At 67.2% G+C, this 23,622-nt stretch carries 19 protein-coding genes; 6 read left to right on the forward strand and 13 right to left on the reverse strand.

Going from position 1 to position 23,622, the window contains the following annotated elements; translation table 11 throughout:
- Positions 1-3: 3 nt before the first annotated feature.
- From AB0Q96_RS07615 to AB0Q96_RS07650, 8 genes are all read right to left on the reverse strand, one after another.
- A complete protein-coding gene (locus tag AB0Q96_RS07615; protein ID WP_365322692.1) occupies positions 4-1,089 on the reverse strand; it encodes an alpha/beta fold hydrolase in 1,086 nt (361 codons plus the stop codon).
- Positions 1,090-1,146: 57 nt separating this feature from the next.
- Positions 1,147-1,929, reverse strand: coding sequence for an SDR family oxidoreductase (locus AB0Q96_RS07620; RefSeq protein WP_365322694.1), 783 nt, complete (start codon positions 1,927-1,929; stop codon positions 1,147-1,149).
- Positions 1,926-3,104 carry an alpha/beta hydrolase gene (locus AB0Q96_RS07625; RefSeq protein ID WP_365322696.1) on the reverse strand — a complete coding sequence of 393 codons (1,179 nt, stop codon included), beginning with the start codon at positions 3,102-3,104 and terminating at the stop codon, positions 1,926-1,928. The genes AB0Q96_RS07620 and AB0Q96_RS07625 overlap by 4 nt, the downstream gene beginning before the upstream one ends.
- A 1-nt stretch (position 3,105) precedes the next feature.
- On the reverse strand, positions 3,106-4,038 hold the full coding sequence (locus tag AB0Q96_RS07630) for a chlorinating enzyme (RefSeq protein WP_361176753.1): 933 nt from the start codon (positions 4,036-4,038) through the stop codon (positions 3,106-3,108).
- Between the two features lie 11 nt (positions 4,039-4,049).
- Positions 4,050-5,864 carry an amino acid adenylation domain-containing protein gene (locus AB0Q96_RS07635; RefSeq protein WP_365322699.1) on the reverse strand — a complete coding sequence of 605 codons (1,815 nt, stop codon included), beginning with the start codon at positions 5,862-5,864 and terminating at the stop codon, positions 4,050-4,052.
- Between the two features lie 407 nt (positions 5,865-6,271).
- Positions 6,272-6,586 carry a hypothetical protein gene (locus AB0Q96_RS07640; RefSeq protein WP_365322701.1) on the reverse strand — a complete coding sequence of 105 codons (315 nt, stop codon included), beginning with the start codon at positions 6,584-6,586 and terminating at the stop codon, positions 6,272-6,274.
- 143 nt (positions 6,587-6,729) lie between these two features.
- The gene (locus tag AB0Q96_RS07645) at positions 6,730-7,785 is read right to left on the reverse strand and encodes a helix-turn-helix transcriptional regulator (RefSeq protein WP_365322703.1); all 1,056 of its coding nucleotides are present in this window, start codon (positions 7,783-7,785) and stop codon (positions 6,730-6,732) included.
- Between the two features lie 665 nt (positions 7,786-8,450).
- Positions 8,451-9,077 carry a pyridoxamine 5'-phosphate oxidase family protein gene (locus tag AB0Q96_RS07650; protein ID WP_365323291.1) on the reverse strand — a complete coding sequence of 209 codons (627 nt, stop codon included), beginning with the start codon at positions 9,075-9,077 and terminating at the stop codon, positions 8,451-8,453.
- 179 nt (positions 9,078-9,256) lie between these two features.
- Between AB0Q96_RS07650 and AB0Q96_RS07655 the strand changes: the two genes are divergently transcribed.
- From AB0Q96_RS07655 to AB0Q96_RS07680, 6 genes are all read left to right on the forward strand, one after another.
- Positions 9,257-9,661: an SHOCT domain-containing protein gene (locus tag AB0Q96_RS07655; protein ID WP_365322705.1), complete on the forward strand. Its 405-nt coding sequence runs from the start codon at positions 9,257-9,259 to the stop codon at positions 9,659-9,661.
- 18 nt (positions 9,662-9,679) lie between these two features.
- Positions 9,680-10,099: a DUF6325 family protein gene (locus AB0Q96_RS07660; protein WP_329421706.1), complete on the forward strand. Its 420-nt coding sequence runs from the start codon at positions 9,680-9,682 to the stop codon at positions 10,097-10,099.
- 19 nt (positions 10,100-10,118) lie between these two features.
- On the forward strand, positions 10,119-10,418 hold the full coding sequence (locus AB0Q96_RS07665; protein WP_365323293.1) for an SHOCT domain-containing protein: 300 nt from the start codon (positions 10,119-10,121) through the stop codon (positions 10,416-10,418).
- Between the two features lie 30 nt (positions 10,419-10,448).
- Complete coding sequence (locus AB0Q96_RS07670; RefSeq protein WP_365322707.1) at positions 10,449-10,862, forward strand: hypothetical protein; 414 nt, start codon at positions 10,449-10,451, stop codon at positions 10,860-10,862.
- Between the two features lie 233 nt (positions 10,863-11,095).
- Entirely contained in the window at positions 11,096-12,031 is a 936-nt protein-coding gene (locus tag AB0Q96_RS07675; protein WP_365322709.1) for a hypothetical protein, read from the forward strand.
- Positions 12,028-13,467 (forward strand): hypothetical protein, encoded by a 1,440-nt coding sequence (locus AB0Q96_RS07680; protein WP_365322710.1) that lies wholly within the window; start codon positions 12,028-12,030, stop codon positions 13,465-13,467. Before AB0Q96_RS07675 ends, AB0Q96_RS07680 begins: the two co-directional genes overlap by 4 nt.
- Before the next feature lie 417 nt (positions 13,468-13,884).
- Here AB0Q96_RS07680 and AB0Q96_RS07685 read toward each other — a convergent pair whose 3' ends face one another.
- The 5 genes from AB0Q96_RS07685 to AB0Q96_RS07705 all read right to left on the reverse strand — a co-directional run bounded on the left by AB0Q96_RS07685 (position 13,885) and on the right by AB0Q96_RS07705 (position 23,569).
- Positions 13,885-16,866, reverse strand: a complete 2,982-nt coding sequence (locus AB0Q96_RS07685) for a DEAD/DEAH box helicase family protein (RefSeq protein ID WP_365322712.1) — start codon at positions 16,864-16,866, stop codon at positions 13,885-13,887.
- Positions 16,867-16,883: 17 nt separating this feature from the next.
- Positions 16,884-18,791, reverse strand: coding sequence for a site-specific DNA-methyltransferase (locus AB0Q96_RS07690; protein WP_365322714.1), 1,908 nt, complete (start codon positions 18,789-18,791; stop codon positions 16,884-16,886).
- A gap of 64 nt (positions 18,792-18,855) precedes the next feature.
- On the reverse strand, positions 18,856-19,626 hold the full coding sequence (locus tag AB0Q96_RS07695; RefSeq protein WP_365322716.1) for a DUF4391 domain-containing protein: 771 nt from the start codon (positions 19,624-19,626) through the stop codon (positions 18,856-18,858).
- Positions 19,623-22,793, reverse strand: a complete 3,171-nt coding sequence (locus AB0Q96_RS07700) for a helicase-related protein (RefSeq protein ID WP_365322717.1) — start codon at positions 22,791-22,793, stop codon at positions 19,623-19,625. The genes AB0Q96_RS07695 and AB0Q96_RS07700 overlap by 4 nt, the downstream gene beginning before the upstream one ends.
- Before the next feature lie 245 nt (positions 22,794-23,038).
- Complete coding sequence (locus AB0Q96_RS07705) at positions 23,039-23,569, reverse strand: ATP-binding protein (RefSeq protein WP_365322719.1); 531 nt, start codon at positions 23,567-23,569, stop codon at positions 23,039-23,041.
- Positions 23,570-23,622: the final 53 nt, after the last annotated feature.

Raw genomic sequence — 23,622 nt, forward strand, 5'->3', positions numbered from 1 at the left:
TCCTCAGCCCTCGCCCACGAAGTCGTCGATGCGCGCGGCGATCTCGACCGCGTCGGTCATGCAGAGCTTCACGCCGTACGACTCGGAGTCCATGACCTGGGCGGTCAGCTCCCCGGTGATCGCCGCGCGCCACTGCTCGAAGGTCTCGTTGTCCTGGGCGAGGAGCATCAGCGCGTCCACGTCGAGCGGCTCGGGACGGTAGGTCTCCAGGGCCCGGGCGGTGGTGCGGAAGGCCCGGTAGACGCGCTCGGCGAAGAGGGTCGCGCCGCCGCCCTTCGCCGCGGCCTCGGCGCCGAACAGCACCGCCGCCACCTCCTCGTACACCTTCTCGTGCTCGGCGTCGGCCGGATCGAGCGCGGCGTGCTCGGTGTGCGGGTCGATGAGCCGCAGCATGTCGTAGCGGTAGTCGACCAGCCGGACCTGCTCCGTGCCGGGCTCCTCGGCGCCGGTGCGGGAGCCGTCCAGGTAGCCGTCGACGATCACCAGCTTCCGCAGGCCCAGGCCGCGCTCCTCGGCGATGCGGGCGATCTCGTAGCCGATCACGCCGCCCGCGCAGGCGCCGACCAGGTGGAAGTCGTCCTCGCCGAACTCGTCCTCGATCAGGTCCGCGTACTGCTGGGCCAGCTCCCGCATGTCGTCGGGGACGGACACGTCGCTGATGTGCGGGGACTGGATGCCGTAGCAGGCGCGGTCGGAGCCGAGCAGCCGCACCAGGTGCCCGTAGCCGTCGACCAGGCCGATGCCGGGGTGGATGAAGACCAGCGGGGTGCGCGCCCCCTGGTTGCTCATCCGGATCACGGAGCGCTCGGTCGGCGCGGCCTGCAGGATCGCCTTGTTGGCGCACAGCTTGCTGATGGTGCGGTACCGCAGCAGGTCGCCCATGTTCAGGGACCAGCCGAGCCGCTGGTTGATCTGCTCGATGGTGACGAGGGCCAGCAGGGAGTCGCCCCCGGTCGCGAAGAAGTCGTCGTCGAGCCCGACGGTCTCCCGGTCCAGCGTGGTCTTCCAGATCTCGACGAGGGTCTGCTCCACCAGGCTCCGACCCGGCGTGACCTCGGACTCCTCGATGGTTGTCTGCCGAGCACTCACAGCGGAACTCTCACTTTCGTCGCTAAGGACAGCTAGGGGGGACGGGGCCGGCGGGGGCTACGCCCAGCCGCCCGTGAAGGGGATGACGTCACCGGTCAGGAAGTCGGCGGAGCCGCTGGTCAGGAAGACCACCAGGTCGCCGATCTCGCGGGCGGTGCCGAGCCGGCCGGCCGGCAGCAGGCCGCGGAGCTTCTCCCGGCCCTCGTCCGTCGCCCACGCCTCCGGCGGGTAATAGGTCTCGGACTCCAGGAAGTTGGGGGCGACCGCGTGCACCACCACCCCGTGCGGGGCGAGTTCGCGGGCCGCGGCCTGCGCGTACACGGAGGCCGCGGCCCGCAGCGAGCTGTAGACGGAGAAGCCGTGCTCGGGCCGCTGCGGGGCGGCCGAGGTCAGCACCACGATGTGGCCGCTCCCCCGCCGCTTCATGTGCGCGGCGGCCTTGCCGAGGACCGCCGCCGGGGTGACGAGCAGCACCTCGGCGGCCCGCCGCAGCTCGGCCGCGTCGGGCTGGTCGACGGGCTGGAAGCGGGCCGGGTAGACGTCGTTGCTGACCAGCACGTCGAGCCGGCCGAAGCGCTTCACGGCCTGCCCGACCGCCCCGGCCGGGGTCCTGGCGTCACTCGCGACGGCACCGTCCCGGGCGTCCTCGAAGGCGGCCCGGGCCGCCTCGTCGAGGAAGTCGTCGTCCTGGCAGAACACCGTGTACCCGGCCTTGCGCAGCGCCTCGACCGCGCCGGGCCCGGCGTAGCGCGTCGCCTGCGTGACCAGGGCGACGCGCTCCGCCGGGGCGGCCGTGCGGGAGCCGGGGGGACCGGCGGCCGAAGGGGTGTCCGCGCTCACGCGCCACCGCCGATGAACTCCCGCAGCATCGTGTAGACCTCGGGGTCCGGGATCAGGATGTCGTGGTGGGTGCCCGACTCCCGCTCCTCGACCCGGGCCTCGCCCCGCACCAGGTCGCCGAAGTGGCGGGCCGTGTCGGGGTGGGTCATCCGGTCCGTGCTGCTCGTGGCGATGAGCACCCGCTGGGTGATCGCCCGGGCCGCCTCGTTCGCGTCGTACGCCATGAGGGCGTAGTTCTGCTTCGCGTACCGGTGGAACAGCTCCACGTCCCCGTACGGGTAGAGGATGAACGGCGCCAGCCGCGGCTCCACACCGAACAGCATGTTGGGGTCGAGGAAGAGGCTCAGCGTGCTCCGGGCCCGCTCGACGCCGGCCGCGGCCGTGGCGAGCACGCTCTGGAACTGCTTCTGGAACGGGGTGCGCATGACGCCCGCGCCGAAGTTCAGGTCGGGGTGGAGGACCGTGAGGGTCTCCACCCGGTCGCCGAACGCGGCGGCGGCCGCGACGCCGACGGGCGCCCCGCCGCAGATCCCGACCAGGTGGGCGCGGGTGATTCCGTACTCCGTGAGCAGCGCGCCCATCAGGGCGGTCTCCTCGTCGAAGTCGCCCGCCGGGGTGTCCAGTCCGCGCCAGTCGCCGAACAGGTACGGGTTCTCGTACGTGACGACGAGCCGGCCGTCGGGTCCCGAGGACAGCTCCTCCAGCCAGGGCCGGAACAGCGTGGCCGGCACGCCGGAGGGCAGGATCAGGACGATCGCCTCCGCGCCGGCCGGACCCGCGGAGAACGCCTCGAAGGCGGGCACGCCCGGGGCCTCGATCCGGCGCCGGCCCGGGAGGGCGGCGAGCCCGGACGGGCCCGCCGCGAGGTCCTCCGGTTGCCCCGAGCTCTCGGCGACGGGACGCCAGCTGCCCAGCTCCAGGTCGACATAGGTGCTGAGGGCGACCTCCAGGGCGGAGGGCTGCTGCGGTGCGGTGGCCTCGAACCACGGCACGACCAGGCCGTACGCGTCGCCGACGGCGGCCAGGACCTCGTTGCACCGGGCCGCCTCGGCCGCGGAGTACTCCTCCGCGGACCGCTCGCCGGCCGGGAAGACCCGCAGGGTCTTCGACGAGGCGGCGAGCAGCGGCTGGCACAGTTCGAGGACCTCGACCACGCTCAGGGTCTTGGTGGTCATGTCAGAACTTCTTCCCCCGGGTGGTCTCCGTGACCATGCGGTTGTCGGCGTTGTTGTTCTCGCCGCTGACCAGGACGGAGCCGTAGCGCTCCAGGCTGATCCGGCCGCCGTACTCCTCGATGTGCTCGCTGTCCGGGTAGACCGTGACGGTGGACGGCACGTAACGGGAGGCGAAGCCCATCCGCATCTCGTTGGTCTTGCCCTCGTGCGGGTGCGAGGCGTGCATCAGCGTCGACCAGAAGATGATGAACTGGCCCGGCCGCATGACCTGCGAGACGGCCTGGTCCTCGTCCGGCGTCCAGTTCGGGTCCTTCTGGAGCTGGCGGTAGTCGTAGCCGAAGAAGCCGCGGCGGACGCCGTCCTTGTCGACCGAGTTGATCGAGTTGGGGTCGTAGTGCATCCGCTTGGTCTCGTCGTAGTTCATCGACTCGTGCGTGCCGGGGATGAACTGCAGGCAGCCGTTCTCGACGGCGGCCTCGGTGAACGCCGACCAGACGGTGATGGTGCCGCCGAAGTCGGAGTTGTCCGGCCACAGGATCTGCGGGGTGCCCGAGGCGTTGGCGAAGGTGTCCGCCTGGTGCCAGTCGGTGCCCTCGTCACCCGGGTGCTTCGGGAAGAACTCGGTGCGCCAGCAGATGACGTCCGGGCCCAGGATGGAGTTCACCCGGTCGACGATCTCGGCGCGCCCGATGTGGGAGGCGAGGAAGTCGTTGTCGAGGTGACGGTCGTAGTTGGAGATGTTGGTGGCGCCGGCCAGCGCGTCGTCCGGGTAGACGGCGTCGCTGCGGTCCAGCAGCTGGAGGCGCGTCTTGCGCCACTGCGCCTTCATCTCCTCCGGCGTGTACAGCGTGAACGGGCCGATGAAGCCCTGCCGGTGGAACTGCTCGATCTCCTCGGGGGAGAGAGCGAAGGTCTTCTTGGCTTCGGTGGTCATGTCCTGGTCTCCTAGCGCGAGGTGAGGGAGAGCTGCTGCTGGACGGCGGTGGCGAGGGCGGCGATGTTCGCGCCCTCGGCGAGCGTCCCGACGTTGAGGCTCAGCCGGTAGCGGTCGTTGACGACGCTGAGCATGTGGATCAGGGAGAACGAGGTGCCGCCGAGGTCGAAGAACTCGTCGGTGTCCGCGATCGCGGCCGCGTCACCGGTGCCGAGGACCTCGGCCCAGATGCCGCGCAGGGCGTCCTCCACGGAACCGCCGGCCGCGCTCTGCTCGCGGGCGCTGTCGGCGGCCTCGGCGAGCCGCAGCTCCAGGCGCTTGCGCAGGACGCTCTCGTCCAGCTTGCCGTTGACGGTGACCGGGAGTTCGTCGATCACGAGGTACGTGGAGGGCGCCATGTACGCGGGCAGCGCGACCGCCACGGCCTCCTTCAGCTCCGCGGCGAGCGCCTCGGCGTCGGTGCCGGCCTCGACGACCGGGTAGGCCACCAGGCGCGGGTCGCCGGAGCCGAAGTCGGCGACCAGGACGACGGCGTCGCGGACGGCGGCGTGCTGCTGGAGCACGGCCTCGATCTCGCCCGGCTCCACGCGGTAGCCGCGGATCTTGACCTGGCGGTCGGCGCGGCCCGCGTAGGCGAAGTGGCCCGGGGCGATCTGCACACCGCGGTCGCCGGAGTCGTACCAGCGCTCGGTGGTGCCGTCGGCCAGGGTCCGCTCGACGAAGCGCTCGGCGGTCAGCTCCGGGTGGCCCAGGTAGCCGCGGGCGACACCGGCGCCGGCCACGTGCAGCCCGCCCTCGGCACCGATCGGCAGCTCCGCGCCCGCCTCGTCGAGGACGGCGAGCCGCAGGTCGCCGATGGGGCGGCCGATGAGGCTGTCGCCCTCGCCGGACAGGTCGGCCTCGGAGATGACCTTCCAGGTGACGTGCACCGTGGTCTCGGTGATGCCGTACATGTTGACGAGCGCCGGCGTCTCGATGCCGTGGCGCTCCACCCACGGCTTCAGCGAGCGGTAGTCCAGCTTCTCGCCGCCGAAGATCACGTACCGCAGGTCGAGCGGCTGCCCCTCGTCGACGCCGATCAGGTTGCGGAAGGCGGACGGCGTCTGGTTGAGCACCGTGACGCGCTCGCGGCGCAGCAGCGTGAGGAACGCCTGCGGATCGCGGGCGGTGTCGCGGTCGACGACCACCAGGCGGCCGCCGAAGAACAGCGCGCCCCAGATCTCCCACACGGAGAAGTCGAAGGCGGTGGAGTGGAAGTTGGTCCACACGTCGGTCTCGTCGAACGCGAAGACCGGGGCGGTGGCGGTGAACAGCCTTACCGCGTTGCGGTGTTCGATCTCGACGCCCTTGGGCTCGCCCGTCGAGCCGGAGGTGAAGATGACGTACGCGAGGCTCTCGGCGTCCGCACCCAGGTGCCCGGCCGGCGCCTCGGCGACGGCCTCCGGCAGCGCGTCCACCCGGACGACCCGCCGGCCCTCGACGAGGGAGGCGGTCGCGGCGTGGGCGACCACCAGACCGGAGTCGCAGTGGCCGAGAACGAACTCGCGCCGCTCGGCCGGGTAGGCGGGGTCGACCGGCACGTAACCGGCCCCGGCCTTCAGGATGCCGAGCAGACCGACGACGAGCTCGGCACCCCGCTCGACGCAGAGCCCGACCCGCTGGTCCCGCCCCGCACCGGCGGCCCGCAACGCCCCGGCGAGCCGCTCGGCCCGCTCGTCCAGCTCGCGGTAGGTGAGCTGGGTACGGCCGTCGGTGACGGCGACGGATTCCGGGAAACGGGAGGCGGTCCGCTCGAAATTCTCGTGGAGGGTGACACCGGGTTTCATTGGACGGAATACCTTTCCCAGAAATGTACGAGGACAGGGAGGACAGCGGAATGCGCAGGCGGATTGCGTAGTGGACTGCTCAGGTGGGCCACGTGGATGGAACTACGTAGATGGGCTACGTAAGTGGACTACATCTGTGGACTACATCTGTGGACTACATAAGCGGACTACGCAGGTGGATTGCGCGGGTTGAATTCGGCGGGACTCGCTGGCCTTCTCGAATGTGTCAGGACCGGCAGGGCCCTACAAGAGATGCGCGGTGGCACCAAGGTGCAGTGGCTGCAAGTGGCCAGGGGGTGCGGCCGGGCTCCGGGGGACGGCTTGGGGCGGCCGGGGGCCGGGGGGACGCCGGGGGGACGGCTGGGGGGGGCTGGGGCGGCTGGGGCGACTGGGGGACGCCGGGAGGCTCAGAGCGGCAGCCCGGCGTCCTCGACGACGGAGACGACGCCATGGCAGAGCCCGATGTCCCGCCCCTCACGGGGAACCCGCAGCTCGACCCGCACCCGGCCATTGGGTGGCGGGCGCAGCAGCAGGTGCTGCACGGCGGCGAGGACCCCGGTGCCGGCCTCGGGGGCGGAGCCGGCGGAGACGTAGAAGACCGTCCGGTAGACGTGCTCCACGTGGCATCTGGAGACCTGGGGGACCACCCGGGCGAGATCGTCGAGATCGATCCGCGCCTGCCCGAATTCACCGGGCGGGAGGTCGAGATGGATGGCGTACATGGCAGAGAGAATCCCAGTCGCATACCGGACTTCGGCATGTTCTCCGGGGCAGCTTGATGCCATGGCAGCAAAGGGCCCACCGATATCCGGTGAGCCCTTTGTAATGTTCGGACCGTACACGACGAACGTATACGACTCGGGGGTCAGAGCCAGCCGGCCCGTTCGGCGAGCACACCGGTCTCGAACCGGCTTCGGGCGCCGAGGCGTTGGGAGATGGTGGACATCATGCGGCGGGTGGTGCGGAGCGAGAGGCCCAGCTTGCGGGCGGCGACCTCGTCGGTGTGCCCCTTCTGCAGCAGCCGGAGCAGCTCGATCTCCTGCTGGGTGGGTTCGTCGGCGGCGGGCTGCTGCTTGCCGTGCAGCGGGGCGGCGCTCTCCCAGACCATCTCGAACAGGGCGAGCAGGGCGGTGACGACCCCGGGGGCGCGGAGGATGACCGCCCCGGCCCGGGTGTCCTCGGGGCTGACCGGGAGGAGCGCCACGGACCGGTCGGCTATCAGCATGCGCAGCGGGAGCGAGGGCGTGGTCCTGATCTCGCCGCCCAGTTCGGAGAGCCAGCGGGCGTACTCGGTGGTGGCCCGGTCGTTGCGGACGCTGTCCAGGTAGATGGTGCGCAGCTTCACGCCGGCGGCCAGACTCTGCTCGTCGAGCGGCCGGCTGGCCTCCAGCGCCTCGGGGCTCTGGGCGCCGCCGGGCATGAAGGCCAGGATCTCGGTGTCGGCGTGCCGGGCGAGCTCGGACAGCCGGGCGCGCACCTCGTTGACGCCCTCCAGCTGTTCCAGACCGGCGTTCCCGTGCCGGGCGCGCTGGGAGGCGTAGATCGCGGTGAGCTCGGCGGTGGCGGCTCGTACGGCGGCCAACTCCAGCTGCTGTGAATGGATTTCGGTTTCGCGCCGGTGAATGTAGGAGGCGAGGCCCACCTCCGGGCTTATCGGAGCGACGTCCGTGGCGTCCTTGGCGGGATAGAGCATGGACAGTTCCGCGAGTTTGTCCAGACAGCCGCGGACGGTCGATTCGGCGGCCCCCAGCTCCGCGGCGATCTCGGTGATCCCCCACCGCGGCTGGGTGATCACGAGCCGGTAGACGTCGACACAGGTCTCGTCCTGCCCGATCAGCGACGCCAGCGACGAGAGCCCGGCACCTTGGCGCGTCCCTCCGCAAGGGTCGGCGAAGCCCCCCATTTTCTCACCTTCAGTCATCGGGTCGATCTTTCGAACCATTTGATCGCCCCGAATCAGTCGGCCCCGGAGTGGTCATTTCCGGCGAGAAGTTCAGGGCACCCTTTCGGGTGAGTGACATTACAGGACGGGGGCAGTACTGGATACTGCGGCAAATCGATGTTTAGAAGTGGGGGGCATGGGAACCGCCCGGCGAATGATGAAAAATAAATGAACGTCAGACGGGATCAGACGGGAGTGGGAGCGGGCCCGGTGATCGCGGACGGCCTCCCGGTTTCGGACCCCCCTGGACGCCCGTTACCGGCCAGGGACAGGAAGGGGCCGGAAGCAGCCGGGAAGGACGGGCAGGAGCCGGGAGACCTCTACCGGCCAGGGGCAGGCAAGGGCCGGGGAAAGCCCCACAAGGCCGGTCCTGGGGCGGACCCGGGCGGGTCCAGGGCGGGTCCAGGGCGGGTCCAGGGCAGGTCCAGAGCCGGTCCAGGGCGGGTCCAGGGCGGGGTCCCGGGCGGGGTCCCGGGCGGGGTCGCGGGCGGGTCCTGGTCCGGGCCGGGACCGGAAGGAACCTGACAGCGGATCCGGCAAGAACCAGCCAACGCCCCAGACGAACCCCTACGCCTCGCCTACTCCCGGTCGCCCCCTCACCCGTCCCTCACCCATCCCTCGCCTACGCCTCGCCTACGCCTCTCCTACGCCTCGCCGAGGAGGCGCCCGGCCCTTCCCTCCACATGCGAGGGTGGCTCGATCCCGACGGGCAGGACCGGATCGGGGACGGGCGCGCCGAAGCGGGTGACGACCGGCAGGACGCCCGCCCACAGTCCCAGCTCGGCGTCGGGCGAGTCCCCGTCGTCCGGGGGCCCGTCGGCGACCTTGACGGAGGCCTCGGTGAGGTCGAGCGCGACGAGCGAGGTCGCGGCGAGCTCCTTGCGGCTGGGCTGGCGGGCGTACTCCCACTGTCCGGGCGTCGACTGCTCGGTGAGGGCGCGCAGTCCGCGCAGCTTCTCGTCGGGGTCGGTGACGACGCGCGGGACGCCGTAGACCATCGCGCAGCGGTAGTTCACGCCGTGCTCGAACACGGACCGGGCCAGCACCAGCCCGTCCACGTGGGTCACGGTGACGCAGACGACCCCGTCGGGCGCCTGGACGAGGCTTCGGCTCGCGACGGAGCCGTGGACGTACAAGGTGTCGCCCTCAAGCCCGTACACGGTCGGCACGACCATCGGCGCGCCGTCCACGACCACCCCGAGGTGGCAGAGGAACCCGGCGGCGAGCACCGCGTCCAGGTCCTCGCGCCGGTGGCTCCCCTTGTGCCGCATCCGCCGCAGCCGCGTCCGCTCGGTGACGTCCACGCCGTTCCCTCCCCCTCGCCGGCCTCGCCGGCCCACTCCTCGACGATCTTCCCGGGAGTGCGATCAAACCCCGCCGGGGCGAGAATGAACAGTGCGGACCTCACACGTCCCGGCGGCTTTCCCTGCCGTCGACAAGGAGGACGACCATGGACTATCCGCTCCTGAACATGTTCTGGACGATCATGTGGGTGTTCCTCTGGATCCTCTGGTTCATGTTGCTCTTCCGCATCATCGGAGACATCTTCCGCGACGACGGCATGGGCGGCTGGGGCAAGGCCGGCTGGACCGCCTTCGTCGTCCTCCTCCCGTTCCTGGGCTGCTTCGTCTACCTCATCGCCCGCGGCAAGGACATGGGCATGCGCGAGATGCAGCGCGCCCGCAGCAACGAGCGGGAGTTCCAGGAGTACATCCGGGCCGCCGCCACCGCGAACGAACCGGCGTCCGGCACCGGTCACGCCGACCAGCTGGCGAAGCTGGCCGAGCTGAAGGACCGCGGCGCCATCTCGCCCGAGGAGTACGCGCGGGCGAAGGAGAAGGTCCTGTCCGGCTGAGGAGGAGGCGAAGCACCGATGGACGTAGGACCGGTCGAGTACGTCGTCATCGCGTTCCCGGGAAACCGCTTCCGCGGCGAGATCGCCCCGGAGCTCAGGAACCTCGTGGCGAGCGGCACCGTGCGGATCCTCGACCTGACCTTCATCAAGAAGGAGTCCGACGGCTCGGTCTCCTACGTCGAACTGGACGCGCTGGACCCGACGGAGGCGTCGGTCTTCGACGACATCGACGGCGAGATCGGCGGCCTGTTCAGCGACCAGGACCTGGCCCTGATCGCCGAGGAACTCGCACCGGACTCGTCGGCCGCGGTCCTGCTGTGGGAGGACACCTGGGCGGCCGGGATCACCGGCGCGATCCGCAGGGCGGGCGGGGAACTCCTCGCCCACGAACGCATCCCCGCGGAGGCGGTGGAGCGCGCGTACGAGGACGCAGCCTGACGAGGAGAGGGTGAGCACCATGCTGGGTCGTGGTCTCCGGCGCACGGGACGCCCCGGACTGATCGGAGTGGCGGCACGCACGGCCGTCGCGGCCGGCACGGCGACCGCGGTCTCCAACCGCGTGGCCCGCCGCGAGGCCGAACGAGCGGCCCCCGCCCCGACGGCGGAGCCGACCCCGACGCCGACGCCGTCTCCGGAGCCGGGACTGCTCACGGACGAGGCGATCAGCAGCCTGGAACGCCTGGGAAAGCTCCACGACCAGGGCGTGCTGTCGGACGAGGAATTCGCCCTCGGAAAGGACCGGATCCTCAGGCGCTGAGGCTCCCGCCGACCGAAGAAGGAGCAGGCCATGACCGAGCAACCGAGCGCGTCGAGGACGACCGCCGACAAATGGGCGTCGGGGGGCACTCTCTTCGGAGGTGTCGTGCTGAGCGTCGTCGGCGTCCTGGACATCTTCCAGGGCATCGCGGCGATCGCGAAGGACGACGTCTACACCCGCGTAGGCGACTACGTCTTCAAATTCGACCTGACCGCCTGGGGCTGGATCCACCTGATCCTCGGCATCCTCGCCGTCCTGGTAGGCCTGGGCCTCCTGAAGGGCATGAGCTGGGCCCGCGCCGCCGGCATCTTCATCGCCGCCCTCACGATCATCACCAACTTCATGTGGCTCCCCTACACCCCCTGGTGGGCCGTCATCCTGATCGGCGTCTCCGTCTTCGTCATCTGGTCCCTGTGCAAGGACTGGGGCCACGAACACGGCTGACCGACCCCGCGAAAACCGGACGCCTCGGTGACACCACCGAGGCGTCCGTCGCGTGGATCCCGATGCGATGTCACCATCCTCGGAAGAGGCTCGAAATCCCCGGAAGAGGCGCGAAACCCCCGGAAGAGGCTCGAACGGAGCGGTTCCACTTTCCCGGACATGCCCTGACCGGCACCCGATCGCCGGTAGCCTGACGCCCGGTCAGCTCGACTGGCCAGGGGAGGGAATGCCACGTGGCCGTAGCCATGTACCAGGCCGTCGTGCTCAAGCGAAGAAACGCGCAGCGCCACGAGAGGCTGAGTGCCCGTCGCAAGAAGCTCGACCGGCACATCGTCCAGGAGAACGCGGCACAGGAGCAGCAGCGGCAGGCCACGTACGACCGGGCCCTAGTCCCCTTCCGGGACGCGTTCGAGCGGCTCAAGCAGGTGGATCTCGCCGAACTGGCCCCGGCGACACCCGCCGGGCACGCCACCGTCGACGTCGAACTGCGAGAGATACAGCGGCTCGCGGTGTCCGCGGTCGGGTCGCTCCTCGGCGGCGGAGTCGCGGGAGCGGGCATCGGCACGGCCACCTACCTGGCAGTCGGCGCCTTCGCCACCGCGTCCACGGGCACGGCCATCTCCGGGCTCTCCGGCGCCGCCGCGAGCAGCGCCACCCTGGCCTGGCTGGGCGGCGGTTCGCTCGCGGCGGGGGGCGGCGGAATGGCCGCCGGGACGATGGTCCTGGCCGCGGCCGTCGCCGTCCCCGCGCTCGTCGTGGGCGGCGTCCTCCTCGAATGGCGGGGCCGCTCGGCCCGTGGCGACCAGGAGAAGGTCGCCGAGGAACTGGACGCGGCGGATTCCGAACTGACCGCGGCCCGCCGGACCCTGTCGGAGGTGTTCCAGCGCAGCCGGGAGATCCGCCTCGTACTCAAGGACCTCTGCGTGGCCATGGAGGAGCGGCTTCCCGCCTTCGCGGCACTGGTCGCCGGCTGTGACGACTACGGGACGTACGACGAGCGGCAGCGCGCCCAGGTCAAGGAGATCTTCGACCTCGCCTGCACGACCGTCACGGTGATGGCGGCCCCCCTGACCGGGGAGGACGGCCGGGTCAGCGACGTGTCCGGCCGCGTCGTCGCGGACGCCCGGGCCCACCTGGCCGGACTGGCCGGACCGGCCTCCGCCGCATGAGCCGTACGGCGCTGCCCGGCGCCGCCGACCAGGCCGCCTGGACGGTCGCGGACGCCGCCACCCGCCGACTGGCCGAGGCCACCGTCGAGACCTTGCGCACCCGGGAGACGGTGGAGCGGCTGGCCCGCCGGTACGCCGGCATCGGCAACGCCCAGCGTGCGGGACACCTCTTCGAGGTACAGCACGCGCTCTCCTTCAACCAGAACGCGCTCCGGGCCGGCGCATCGGTCCGGGCCGTCGTCACGGAGTGGGCCGAGGGCGGCTCGCAGACGGCCCCGGCCGACCTCTGGCTCGTCGACCGGGGCCGGCTCGTGGGCCAGGCACAGGCCAAGTTGATGGACAGCGTCCCGAGGTCCGCGCACCAACTGGCCAGGCCGGACTACGAGGGGATGACACGGCTGGTGGCGGGCGACCGGGTCGCCGCCGTGGACAGTCTCCTGGAGCGTCGGCTCACCATGTCCCCCGAGGGAGTACGGTTCGCCGACTACGCCGACGCCCATGCGCATCTGAAGGACCGGCTGAAGTACGGGACCGTCACCTCCGACCCGATCGACCTGGCCGACGCGCACCGCGCGGCTCTCGACCCGATGCGCTGGGCACGCGGTGAGACGCTCCGGGCCGCCGGTCGGGAAGCGGCGACCGCGGCGGGGACGGCGGCGGCGGTCGGCGGACTGGTCACCGGCGCGTTGTCCGCCGCGGGGCAACTGGCCCGGGTACGGGCAGGCGAGACCTCGGCCGCCGCGGCGGCCCTCACGTCGGCCGCGTCGGCGGCCCAGGCAGCGGCGCGGTCCGGGGCCATCGCAGGACTTGGCTCGGTGATCCGTACGGCGTCGCGGGCCGGGCGGCTGCCCGCGGTGCTGGGCGGCGGAGAGCTGGCGTTCGCGACGGCAGGTGCCGCGTTCACGGTGGCGGAGGCCAGTGTGGCGCTGGCGCGCGGGCACATCGATGCGGGCGAGTTCGCGGCCCGCAGCGCGGAGGCCACCCTTCGGACCGGTCTCGGCTGGGCCTGCGGGGCGGTGACGCAGACGGTGATTCCGGTGCCGGTGGTCGGGGCACTGGTGGGCGGCCTGGTGGGCCAGGCAGCCGGCACCCTCATCGCGCAGGGCCTCCAGGCCGCCTTGGTCGCGGTCCGCGGCACCGACGGTCCGGGCGCGCACCTGCTGGAGCGGGAGCTGCTCACGGCATCCCTGACCTCGGGGCTGCTGGGCTCGGCGGCGACCGCCCTCGGCCCGGCGACACACGCGTCGGCCGTCGTCCTGCCCGGACTGGAGGCCGTACGAGAACGCCTCGCGGGCACCGACCCCACGGCCGCGCTGTCCGATCTGGCGATGCTGACCGCCGCGGAGGCAGGCCGACCGGCCTTCATGACACCGGAGGAGTTCGACGCCTGGATGACCTCCGAGGACACCCCGCTGACCCTCACCCCCAACTACTGAAGGCACACAAGCCGTTCCCACGACGCCCCCATCGCCCGGAGCACACCGCCCCCCAGGCATGAAAAAACCCCAGGTCACGGCGAGTGAGTCCTGGGGTAATTCCGAGCCGCCTTCGGGATTCGAACCCGAGACCTACGCATTACGAGGGCCTGCAAGATCATCCCAACTGGTGCCGGACGATGCCACAGAATCCCGTTTCCCCAGGTCAGCGAGGTGAGGCTCGGCTCCCGGGTGCCACCCAATCCACCCTGTGCCACCCCGTCCGCTCACGCACCGCTCACACAGATCCTTCTGGCCCACTGCGGCGGGTGGCTGGCCCCTCAGCCCGCCAACCGAGCGCGGCGCCGGCGCAAACATCGAGTGCCCGGCCAAGGCGCCTGTGCTGGAACGGGCACCCGTCCCAGCACAGGGCATCCCTCATGCAGTAAACGTCACGTGGCGCCAGACATCCGTCTGCTCGAAGGTGACATTGGTACCTAGGGCTTCGAAGTGTCTGCGCCCACACTTAATCTTCCCCAGCTCTTCCGGTCGGAGGAGGCTCTCCTGCTGGGTGCCCTTGGTCTCTATCACCAAGTAAAGGCGCTGCTCGCCGTCGGGAAGGCGACGCACGATAGCCCAGTCCGGATTATATGTACCCAGCGGGGTGGGGATCTTGAACCAGGACGGGAGCTTCGCATACACCTCGACGTCGCTTGCTGACTCCAGATCCTCGACGAAACTTCGCTCAGTCTCTGAGTCGTAGCGAACTTCCTCGTAGACGTTCTTCGCTGCAGGGGTCAGGTTCTTACTGAGATAGCCGTGCAGCTCCTCGGTAAGGAAGAGCTCCTGAGCGTAGACGTCGCTCTCCCCGAGCTTGACGTACTTGATCCCATCGACGAGCGCCACACGCCGAGCCTCGGTGATCTTCTCTGCAGCGAGGGACACAAACTCCTGCGGATTGCGCTGGAAATCCCGGAAACGGCCGCTATCGGAGAGAATCCGGTGGATGGTGCGTCGGGTCAGCTTGGTCCGCTCAGCCAGTTCAGCCAAGATATCCGGGAGCGGGACATCTCCCTGGTCGATCAGCTGCGGCGTCGAGGTCGACGCCGCACCGGTCTCGATCCCACGCTCGCTTATGGCCAACGTCGTTGACGTCCATACCATGCGGGCAGGCGGGATCTGACGGGCCTCCTTTAGAGCCCTCGCTGCGTCCGCGATCAGCTTCTCCGAGTCGAAGTCGACCCGGTAGGTGGTCCTCTGCTTGATGCGGTTCCACAGTTCGCGGAACTGCGGGTTCTCGAAGACTTGCTTGCGGACCTTGACTGTGCGTCGCTCGTCCCGGTCGTTGATGGTGACGCCCTTGGCACGCTGCTGGAGTCGTTCCACAACTACAGTCTCCAGGCCAAGGAATTCCTCGGGCAGCGTGAATGTGCCTTCTGCAAGAGCCTGCTGAAGCAGCTGCGCGTCGATCTTGCCATTACTCTGGATGTAGCTGGCCTCTTGCAAAGCAGCGAAGAGCCGCTGCGAGCCCTCGCTGCCGAGCCGCTTCCCCTCGCTGCCAGGAAGGAGAAGGCTGGAGAACTGATGTGGCTCGATTCGACCGAAGCTGACCTTGGCGTCCTGTTCGTACTCGGTCTGCAGCGAGGTAGCGAACTGTTCCAGGCTCTCAGTCGCAATGACCGTAAGGGTGTTTACGTCGAAGCCATGGAGCCGCTGGCCCTCCTGATTCACTGCGAGGCGTAGACCGCGGCCAATGGTCTGCCTACGCTGCCGCTCAGTGCCCATCTCGCGCAGGCTACAAATCTGGAAGACGTTGGGATTGTCCCAGCCCTCCTTAAGCGCCGAGTGGGAAAAGATGAACTTCACCGGCTCATCTAGGCTGAGCAGGCGCTCCTTGTCCCGCATGATCAGGTCATATGCGCGCTCGGCGTCCGCGCCGTCCTGGGCCGCTCCCTCCTTGATGTCCTTGGGCTTGCCCTTGGCATCGCGAGCGAAGTAGCCCTCGTGGACAGCGTTCGGCTCGAAGTCGAAATCCACCCCGCCGAAGAGGGTCGTGTAGCGGGGGTTGCGCTGGAGCTGCGCATACTCCTCTTCGAAGATCTTCGCGTACTCGCCCGGGACCGAAGTACCATCCGAATCCTCGGCGCGGTAGCGGTCCACCCTATCGATGAAGAACAGACTCAGCACCTTGATGTCCCGGGAGCGGAGCTCCAGTTCTCGATCAAGGTGCACCCGGATGGTCTTATTGATCAGATGCCGTGCACGCTCAAGCACCGGGATGTCGCCGTATGCTTCGCCGTCCTTGAGGTACTCGTCGATCCCGCCGCCATGGATCTGGATGAACCCCGGCTCACTCCTGCCACGGCTCTTGGTGACGTCCCCGACCAACAGGCCCTCGTAAACACGGTTGCCGGTGACCGACTCAAGGCTGCTTCCGGGGTTGACTTTCTCAGTATGTCGCACAACGCGCCCGGACCTCATGACGTCGACTTCCACGGTCGCCGTGTAATCGTTCTTCCGCGTACTGACGTTCTCAAGGCGGATATAGGGACGGCCGTGCGCACTCTCCACCGTGCCGCCGGCCACCTCAATCTGCTTGACCAGGCCCGCCTGGTAGGCATCGACAGCGTCCAGCTTGTAGACCATGTTGAACACGTCGACATGCGTCGCCGAGTAGCGCAAGCTGAACAGCGGGTCCATCGTGCGCAGCGCCTGCCGACCCCGGCCCTGGGGGCCACCGTCCACACTCTGCGGCTCGTCCACGATCAGAATCGGCCGCACCTGCTTGATCAGCTCGATCGGCGCCTGTCCGCCAGTTTGCTCACTGGGTTGATAGATCTTCGCGGTCGCCTGCTTGTTGATCGCGGCGGCCGTCACGATCATCAACTCGATGCCAGAGCTGTAGGCGAAGTTCCTCACCTGGCCCAGCTGAGACGAGTCGTAGGTGAAGTAGTGCAGCGGGGTGCCGTCATAGAGGGCCTTGAAGTGGTCCTCCGTGATCTGCAGCGATTTATGGACGCCCTCCCTGATCGCCACAGATGGCACGACGACAATGAACTTCGTGAAGCCGTAACGCTTGTTCAGCTCGTAAACAGTACGCAGGTAGACGTACGTCTTACCGGTACCTGTCTCCATCTCGATCGTGAAGTTCAGGTCGCGCTCGTCTACCAGGTCGGTCAGCGGCGAGAGCGGCAGACCATTACGCTCCTGTACCTCGTTCAGGTTCGCGTGCAGCTGATCGGGCAGAATCCGCAACCGGTTCCCGACGCCGGCCGCGGGCGTGAACAGGTCGTCGTTGTCTCCACTGACGGTGAACAGACTGTGTCCGCTCTCCTGTCCGTGAAATAGATCGCACACCGCATCCACTGCCGACTTTTGGTGTGACAGCTCGGAATCGAAATGCAGTTTGGGCTTCTTCATCCTGACGTCCCCTCGACTCACAGGCTCTTCACAACGAAGGGGGACTCGTGTTGCTCAAGGATCGCCACGAGGTTCGCCTTGGCAACATCGTCAGCGAAAGCGACGTCTTTAAGGAAGACAGTCACGTCCGCCTCAGGCTGCAGCTCATCACGCCAGGCGATGATTCCCTGGGCGATCTCCTCCGCACCTTCCTTGCTGATTGAACCAGCAAGGGGAAGACAGGCAAAGAGCAAACCTCCGCCGGTCGCGAACACTTGGATGCCAGCGAAGGTACGCGTTTCCACGACAGAAGCGAGGTCAAGCCCCTGGCTGATCAACAACTCGAAGAGAACGTCCTGTTCAGAGCGACCTTCACGGACATTGTCGATGTGTTCGAGAGCTTGCTGCTCAAAGTCTGGACGGGAGGTGTCCCACCGGAGGACATTCCCCTCCGAAAGAGCGAAAGAGCGGAACCCAAGGTCCCCCACTCCAAGAGCCCCCGAGAGCTTCTCTCTGACTTTCCGAAGCCTCGCCCGCGTGATGTCCGAGATCTTCGCGTAATCGTTACGGCCGGTGGATTCGGGGAGTTGCACCAGGATAAAGCGACGCCGCCCCTCATCTTCGCCGTTGATTTCCATCAACGCGTGCGCCACACTACCGCTACCCGCAAAGAAGTCCAGAACGATGGAATCCGGATCACTTGCAGCAATACGCAGAATATGCTTGAGCATCTTCACAGGCTTCGGATTAGTGAACACCCGCCCCCCGAAAAGCGAGATCAGCTCCTGGGTTCCGTCTCGATTTCGCCCATGTTCGGCCTCCACCAAGAGACTCCGGGGAGTAACCCCGTCCAAGGACTCCCATGTCCGGGTGTAGACCCGCCATTCACCTGTTTTCTTGTCACGCTGGAACTCGAGCTCATCCCGACTGTCAGTCACCTTTGACTTGCCCCAGCGCCAGATGGTCGTCGGGTTGTCCGGGTCGTTCTGAGGCGGACTAATCCAGGTTCCATCAGGACATTCGATTTCATAGTCAAGCGCCGAACTATAGGTGAGACTCGTCTTATCCAGCCGCTCCAAGTAGTAGCGCCTGCCATTTTCCGACCGATTATATTTCGCGGTCATGGAAGGGCTTTCATGCTTGATTCGCGCAAGCTTCACAGACTCGGCGCGGCGTGCGTAGCACAGTAGGTATTCGTGCTCAACAGCAATATGACCGCTGTCGTCACCACCTCCGGCTTTACGCTTCCATACGAATGATCCAATGAAATTCTCGCTGCCGAAGATTTCATCAAGAAGTGCACGAAGGTTGTGAACTTCATGATCATCGATCGATGTAACGATAAGCCCGTCATCTGCGAGCAGGTTTCGTGCCAGCGTCAGCCGAGGGTACATCATGTCCAGCCAGGCGCTGTGGTACCGCCCAGAAGTCTCCGCATTGCTGCTGAGCCTCTCTCCACCGCCGTCAGTCTGGCCAGTGAACCTGAGGTAGCTCTGAATACTGTCCTGGAAGCTGTCGGGGTAAATAAAGTCCTTACCCGTGTTGTACGGCGGATCGATGTAGACAAGCTTGACCTTGTTGGCGTAGCTCTTCTGCAAGACCTTGAGGACTTCGAGGTTGTCACCCTCGATCATGACGTTTCGGGTGGTGTCCCAGTCCACCGATTCTTCCGGGCGGGGCAGGAGCGTCGCCGTGCTCGGCTTCAGCGCGATGCGGCGGGCATTACGTTTGCCGAACCAGGTCAACCCGAACTTCTCGTCGCCATCATCGACGTGATCCCCAAGCAGCTCGCGCAGCGCATCAAAGTCAACCTTCCCCTCCATGAAGGCAGACGGGAAGAGCTTCCGGAGCTGTTCGAGGTTCTCCGCCACGAGGTCCTTGGAGTGGACCTCCTGATCCCCCGGCTCAACCGTGTGCATCGTCACCCTGATCTTCTCCTGCTTCACTGCGGCACCATCTGGCTCGCTCGGTGCCCGCTACGTGGTCGTGCTCTTCGCGCTCGTTGTATTGCTACGCCACGCGCAATCTATCGTGCGCTGCTGACAAAGCGACTCTCTTCGCCTTGATCTCGTCCTGTAGCTCGATCCTGCGGGGGATGTGCTTCTCCCTCTTGATCTGGGCGACCAGCTTGCTGATCTCAACCTCGAGTCGGCTGCTTTCCGTCAGGGCAGTCAGCTGGGTCCGTGCCGCATCCAAAGTGCCAGCGAGCGTGAAGTCTCCGATCACCGCAGCAACCCGCAGGGCAGTCGTACAGGCCAGCCACCCCTCATAGACCGCGCTGAGGTCGCTGCGCGGTTGCCGATCGAGCTGAAGCGCGCTCAGGAAAGCATCGCCCGCCGGCGCGGGGACGTCTCCGAAAGAAGCGGTGACAGGCGGGTCGTCCAGTACGACGCCGTCGCTCCGCATGTGTGACATGCGCTTGAGGGCAACCGATACGCGGGGGCCAGACTCCTCTTCGCCAACGAGGAGGATCGGATACGGGACAGCTCGATGGAGGAGTTCTTCCAGGCGAGTGAGCTTGGTTCCGGTCCGGGCCCGCAGAGTCATGACATGGAGCTCAGGAATACGTCGGCTGCCGTCCGCAGCCGCATAGGCAGGGATTCCTACGACATCAGGGCGTATCGCAGCGGCCCAGTGCAGGGTGTCAAGGCCATCCTGCAGCAACCGCCGATCAGCGGCACTGAAGTCGGAGTGCGCCTGCAGTTGGGTTTTGGGCACCCGGACACCCACGGCACAGTCAGCAGGCAGCCGAAGCGCGTCGACCACATCGTCTGGGGTCACTGCTGGGCTGCCTGGTCGTCGCGTGTTGCGGATTCGACAGGCTCGGCGTCAACGGAGGGCAGAACCGCAAGAAAGGAAAGCACTTCGAAGTCATTGGTCCCGGCGAAGCCTCCTGCTGCGGCAGCCTGGGTGCCATCCAGACTAAACAGGCTGGCGATCGCGCGTTCTTCCTCCTTGCCGGTGATGGAACGCACAGCGGCGGCAAGGGCCTTGCGGGCTGCTCCCATGTCCGCGCCGCTCCGGGTCCGGGCGTCGAACCGCGCGGTGAGCCCAAATTCGACCTGACTCTGCTCGGCACTGACTCTGCGCACCCGGTCGAGGATGCGCTTGGTATGGGTGTGACTGAGCTGCACCACGCCATCCTCCCCGACGTGGACGAGGTAGTGAGGGGCAAGTGGGTCGCCAGCCTGCACAGCCCGATCGGCCGCCTGGCCTTCGGCACGTAGGCAGAAGATCAGTCCGAGTGGGACGTCGCCATCGGTGTCCGCGACCGCGTGAACTCCGAGTGGCTCAGCATCCAGCTCGCCGGGGTGCCGCTTGGCGTAATCGGCGAGGTCGATGCGCAGATCGGTGAGGGTGAGGTCAGCGATGGACACGCCGGTCGACAGGTCCTCAAGGTCGAGGACGGAGTCCTGGAGCTTGAGGAGTTGTGCGCGCCGGTATTCGAGATCGTTCATCGGGTCGCCGGCGCTGGTCTCGATGACGTTCTCTTCGCCGGTGGCGGAGATGTCGAGGAGCACCATGCGGCCCGTGACTCGCTGCTCGAGGCCGATGTATTCTTCCAGGTCCATCTGCGGCCAGAAGTTGACCAGCTGGATCCGAGCGCTGCGCGAACCGAGACGGTCGATGCGGCCGAAGCGCTGGATGATACGCACCGGGTTCCAGTGGATGTCGTAGTTCGCGAGCCAGTCGCAGTCCTGCAGATTTTGGCCCTCGGAGATGCAGTCCGTGGCAATGAGCAGGTCGAGTTCGCCTTCTCCAGCCAGGTCGTCCGGGCGCTGCTTCGAGCGCGGGGAGAACGCAGAGAGGATGCCGGGAAGATCGCGGCGCAGCTTGAGCGTGGTGCGGTTGTTCCCGGATCCCGTCACCAAGCCAGCCTCGACGCCGAGTTCGGCCCGCGCCCATTCGGCGAGCTCTTCATACAGATAGGCGGCTGTGTCCGCGAAAGCAGTGAACACGATGGCCTTGCGATTGCCCGGGTTGACGGGGTTGCGAACCTTGTCCGTGATCAGCTGCTTAAGGTGGCCTAGTTTCGCGTCACGTTCCGGTATCACCTGCTCGGCCCGGTAAAGCATCGCGGAGAGGCGCTCACGGTCCTCCAGAAGGTCTTGGCGCCAGCGGATCAGATCCATGTCCGCGATGAGAACCCTGATCTTGCCACCTCCGATCGCCAGCTCGTCGGAGCGCAGGTCGTCGCGCTCCTCCTCGTCGAGAGAGTCGGGGCGGTAGTAGGTCTCGTGGCGGTCGATCGCACCCAGGTGCGCGTCGATGCGCTCCAGCTGCCGGCTCACCGTAAGCCGAAAGGAATGGACAGAACTCTCCAGCCGCTTGAGGATGTTCACCCTCATCAGGTTGACCAGGCTCTGTTCTCGGTCAGCCTGTTGGAAACTACCCTTGCCACCCTTCAAGCGAGTGGCGTACTTGTCCGCGTACTCAGCCCGCTTGTCCGGTCGCAGGTAGTGCATGGGCGAGTATGCAGCCAGATTGAGCTTGCGAATCCGGTCGTTGAGTTCCCCGATGGCGCCGAAGTCACCCTGCGTGTCGATCTCCGACTTCACGTTGAGCGGCGCAAGGCGCTCGGGAAAGGAGCCGGTCTCGGCAGTGCCGTAGTACTTCTCGATGTGCTTGCGCGAGCGGGCGATGGTCAGCATGTCGAGCAGCGCGAAATAGTCGAAGCCCAACATGTCCACGAGCTGGGCTGGGGTGCGCCCCTCAGGGCTGAGTTCCTGCCATCGATTGAACTGCCGCTGCGCGACGCGGACAGTCTTGGCAATACTGGCGATACCGTGCGGCGCCAGTGCCGTGTCGTCGTTCTCGGTGGCGAAGGCGATCTGGTTACGCAGGTCCGCAAGCCGGTTGTTGACCGGGGTCGCCGAGAGCATCAGGATGCGGGTCTTTACGCCCTCCTGAATGATCTGACGCATCAGGCGGTCATAGCGAGTCTCGCCGTTCTGCTTTGGCGAGTTGGCGTTGCGGAAGTTGTGCGACTCGTCGATGACGACCAGGTCGTAGTTGCCCCAGTTGACGTGCGATAGATCAATATCACCCGATTTGCCGGACTCACGAGACAGATCCGTATGGTTGAGCACGTCGTAGTTGAAGCGGTCTGCAGCGAGGATGTTTCGGCGGTCGTTCGCCGTGTACATCGTCCAGTTATCTCGCAGCCGCTTCGGGCAGAGCACCAGAACCCGGTCATTGCGCAGCTCGTGGTATTTGATCACCGCGAGCGCCTCGAAGGTCTTTCCCAGGCCGACACTGTCCGCAATGATGCAACCGCCATAGCGGTTCAGCTTGTCGATCGCACCGACGACGCCGTCGCGCTGAAACTTGTACAGCTTTGTCCATACAGCGGTGTCACGGATGCCCGTTTTCGCATCAATGACCGCATCCTCGTCCAACTCCCCGCCGGCAGCGCTGAAGAGATGGTGGAGCATGAGATGGTAGATGCGCTCGGGGTCACGGTAGCGCCCGAGGTCACGCATCTGGTCCAGCAGCGTCCCTGCCTCGCGCAAGACGGGCGTGCTCTCCCACATTGCCTCGAATAGTGCCGGAGCAAGAGTGTTCGCCTCGCTCTCGTTCTCGGAGCGGAGGATCGACGTGTAAGGGTTCCCCGGGGCCAGGCCGAGACCAGCACGATCGAAGCCGAAGGAGCCCTGCGCCAAAGAAGTCGCTTCACCAGAGGCCGCTCGGGTAGCCAGAACGCCCTGGGGAATGGCATGAAACACCGCATGCCGTACCTCAGCCGTCCTAGCCAGCCACCCGGCGCACGATGCAGCAAGGTTGCGGGTCGTCAGACGGTTGCGCGCGGCACGATCGTGCTCGCCTCCGAGCAGGTGCAGATCGGCACCCACGTTCGGCAATAGGAGTCGAGCCTGTGCAAGCTTCGTCAGCTCGTCGCGGAGCTCTTCAAACGCGTACACGGAGAAGGTCGGCGAGGCGAGGTCCATGGCGCCACCTGAATCGAGTCTTTGCCGCACCGCATCGATCAACCGGTCGCTCCCCCGGTTGCTCACGACCTTCAACGCATCCCCCAGGACGTCGGTCCGACAAACCGCCTCGCTAGCGCAAAGCCTAGTGCAGCCTACTGACGCCGTACCTGCATATGCCTTGCTCGAGCTTCGCTTCCGCTTCTGGCGCCTTATCCGCGCTGGCCCAGACGGCTTCGAATCGCCGAGCGTAGTCGCCGGTACGGCTACAGGTCGCGCAGCGCTGTGAGAACTTGCCCCATCATGAGCGGGCTGATCTCCGGGCCGCTGGCACCGGGTTCGCTGAGTGTCGCCCGTGGGCGGGTGGGCACTTCGGCCCAGACGATCTTTCCCGGGTGCAGCTGGGTGGGGTAGTAGCCCCATCGGTTGGCCATCGCTTCGGTCAGAACCAGTCCGCGGCCTCCAGTGGCGCTGCCGTCGCCGGCACGGGGCGTCGGTGGCCGAGGGTCGTGGTCGCTAACCGAGATAAGGACACCACTGTCAGTGGGCCAGAGCTGGAGAACAATCGTGCCAGGGCCGACGGATTCGGCGCTGGTGGTGGCGGACGGCACCGCTGGGCGGGCGTGCTGAATCGCGTTGGTAGCCAGTTCCGAAACGAGGAGCCGGGCGACTTCGATCCCCTCGTCGGGGAAGCGCCAGCGCTGGAGAATGTCGACTGTGTGGCGGCGGGCCCAGGCGACGGCGTTGGGGGTGGCGGCGAGGGTCAGCTCGCTGATGGACGGGGGGACCTGGTTCATGCGGGTGGCTCCCTCGGCGGCGTGGCCGGGCGGGTGCGGCGCTATGGCGTGGG

It is taken from the genome of Streptomyces sp. NPDC093111 (genome assembly GCF_040683955.1).
Lineage (GTDB): Bacteria > Actinomycetota > Actinomycetes > Streptomycetales > Streptomycetaceae > Streptomyces.

Coding starts and splice junctions, on each gene's coding strand:
- AB0Q96_RS07625 (WP_365322696.1), bottom strand. CDS start 3,104: ATGACCACCAAGACCCTGAGCGTGGTCGAGGTCCTCGAACTGTGCCAG.
- AB0Q96_RS07630 (WP_361176753.1), bottom strand. CDS start 4,038: ATGACCACCGAAGCCAAGAAGACCTTCGCTCTCTCCCCCGAGGAGATC.
- AB0Q96_RS07635 (WP_365322699.1), bottom strand. CDS start 5,864: ATGAAACCCGGTGTCACCCTCCACGAGAATTTCGAGCGGACCGCCTCC.
- AB0Q96_RS07640 (WP_365322701.1), bottom strand. CDS start 6,586: ATGTACGCCATCCATCTCGACCTCCCGCCCGGTGAATTCGGGCAGGCG.
- AB0Q96_RS07645 (WP_365322703.1), bottom strand. CDS start 7,785: ATGACTGAAGGTGAGAAAATGGGGGGCTTCGCCGACCCTTGCGGAGGG.
- AB0Q96_RS07650 (WP_365323291.1), bottom strand. CDS start 9,077: ATGCGGCACAAGGGGAGCCACCGGCGCGAGGACCTGGACGCGGTGCTC.
- AB0Q96_RS07655 (WP_365322705.1), top strand. CDS start 9,257: ATGGACTATCCGCTCCTGAACATGTTCTGGACGATCATGTGGGTGTTC.
- AB0Q96_RS07660 (WP_329421706.1), top strand. CDS start 9,680: ATGGACGTAGGACCGGTCGAGTACGTCGTCATCGCGTTCCCGGGAAAC.
- AB0Q96_RS07665 (WP_365323293.1), top strand. CDS start 10,119: ATGCTGGGTCGTGGTCTCCGGCGCACGGGACGCCCCGGACTGATCGGA.
- AB0Q96_RS07670 (WP_365322707.1), top strand. CDS start 10,449: ATGACCGAGCAACCGAGCGCGTCGAGGACGACCGCCGACAAATGGGCG.
- AB0Q96_RS07680 (WP_365322710.1), top strand. CDS start 12,028: ATGAGCCGTACGGCGCTGCCCGGCGCCGCCGACCAGGCCGCCTGGACG.
- AB0Q96_RS07685 (WP_365322712.1), bottom strand. CDS start 16,866: ATGAAGAAGCCCAAACTGCATTTCGATTCCGAGCTGTCACACCAAAAG.
- AB0Q96_RS07700 (WP_365322717.1), bottom strand. CDS start 22,793: ATGGACCTCGCCTCGCCGACCTTCTCCGTGTACGCGTTTGAAGAGCTC.
- AB0Q96_RS07705 (WP_365322719.1), bottom strand. CDS start 23,569: ATGAACCAGGTCCCCCCGTCCATCAGCGAGCTGACCCTCGCCGCCACC.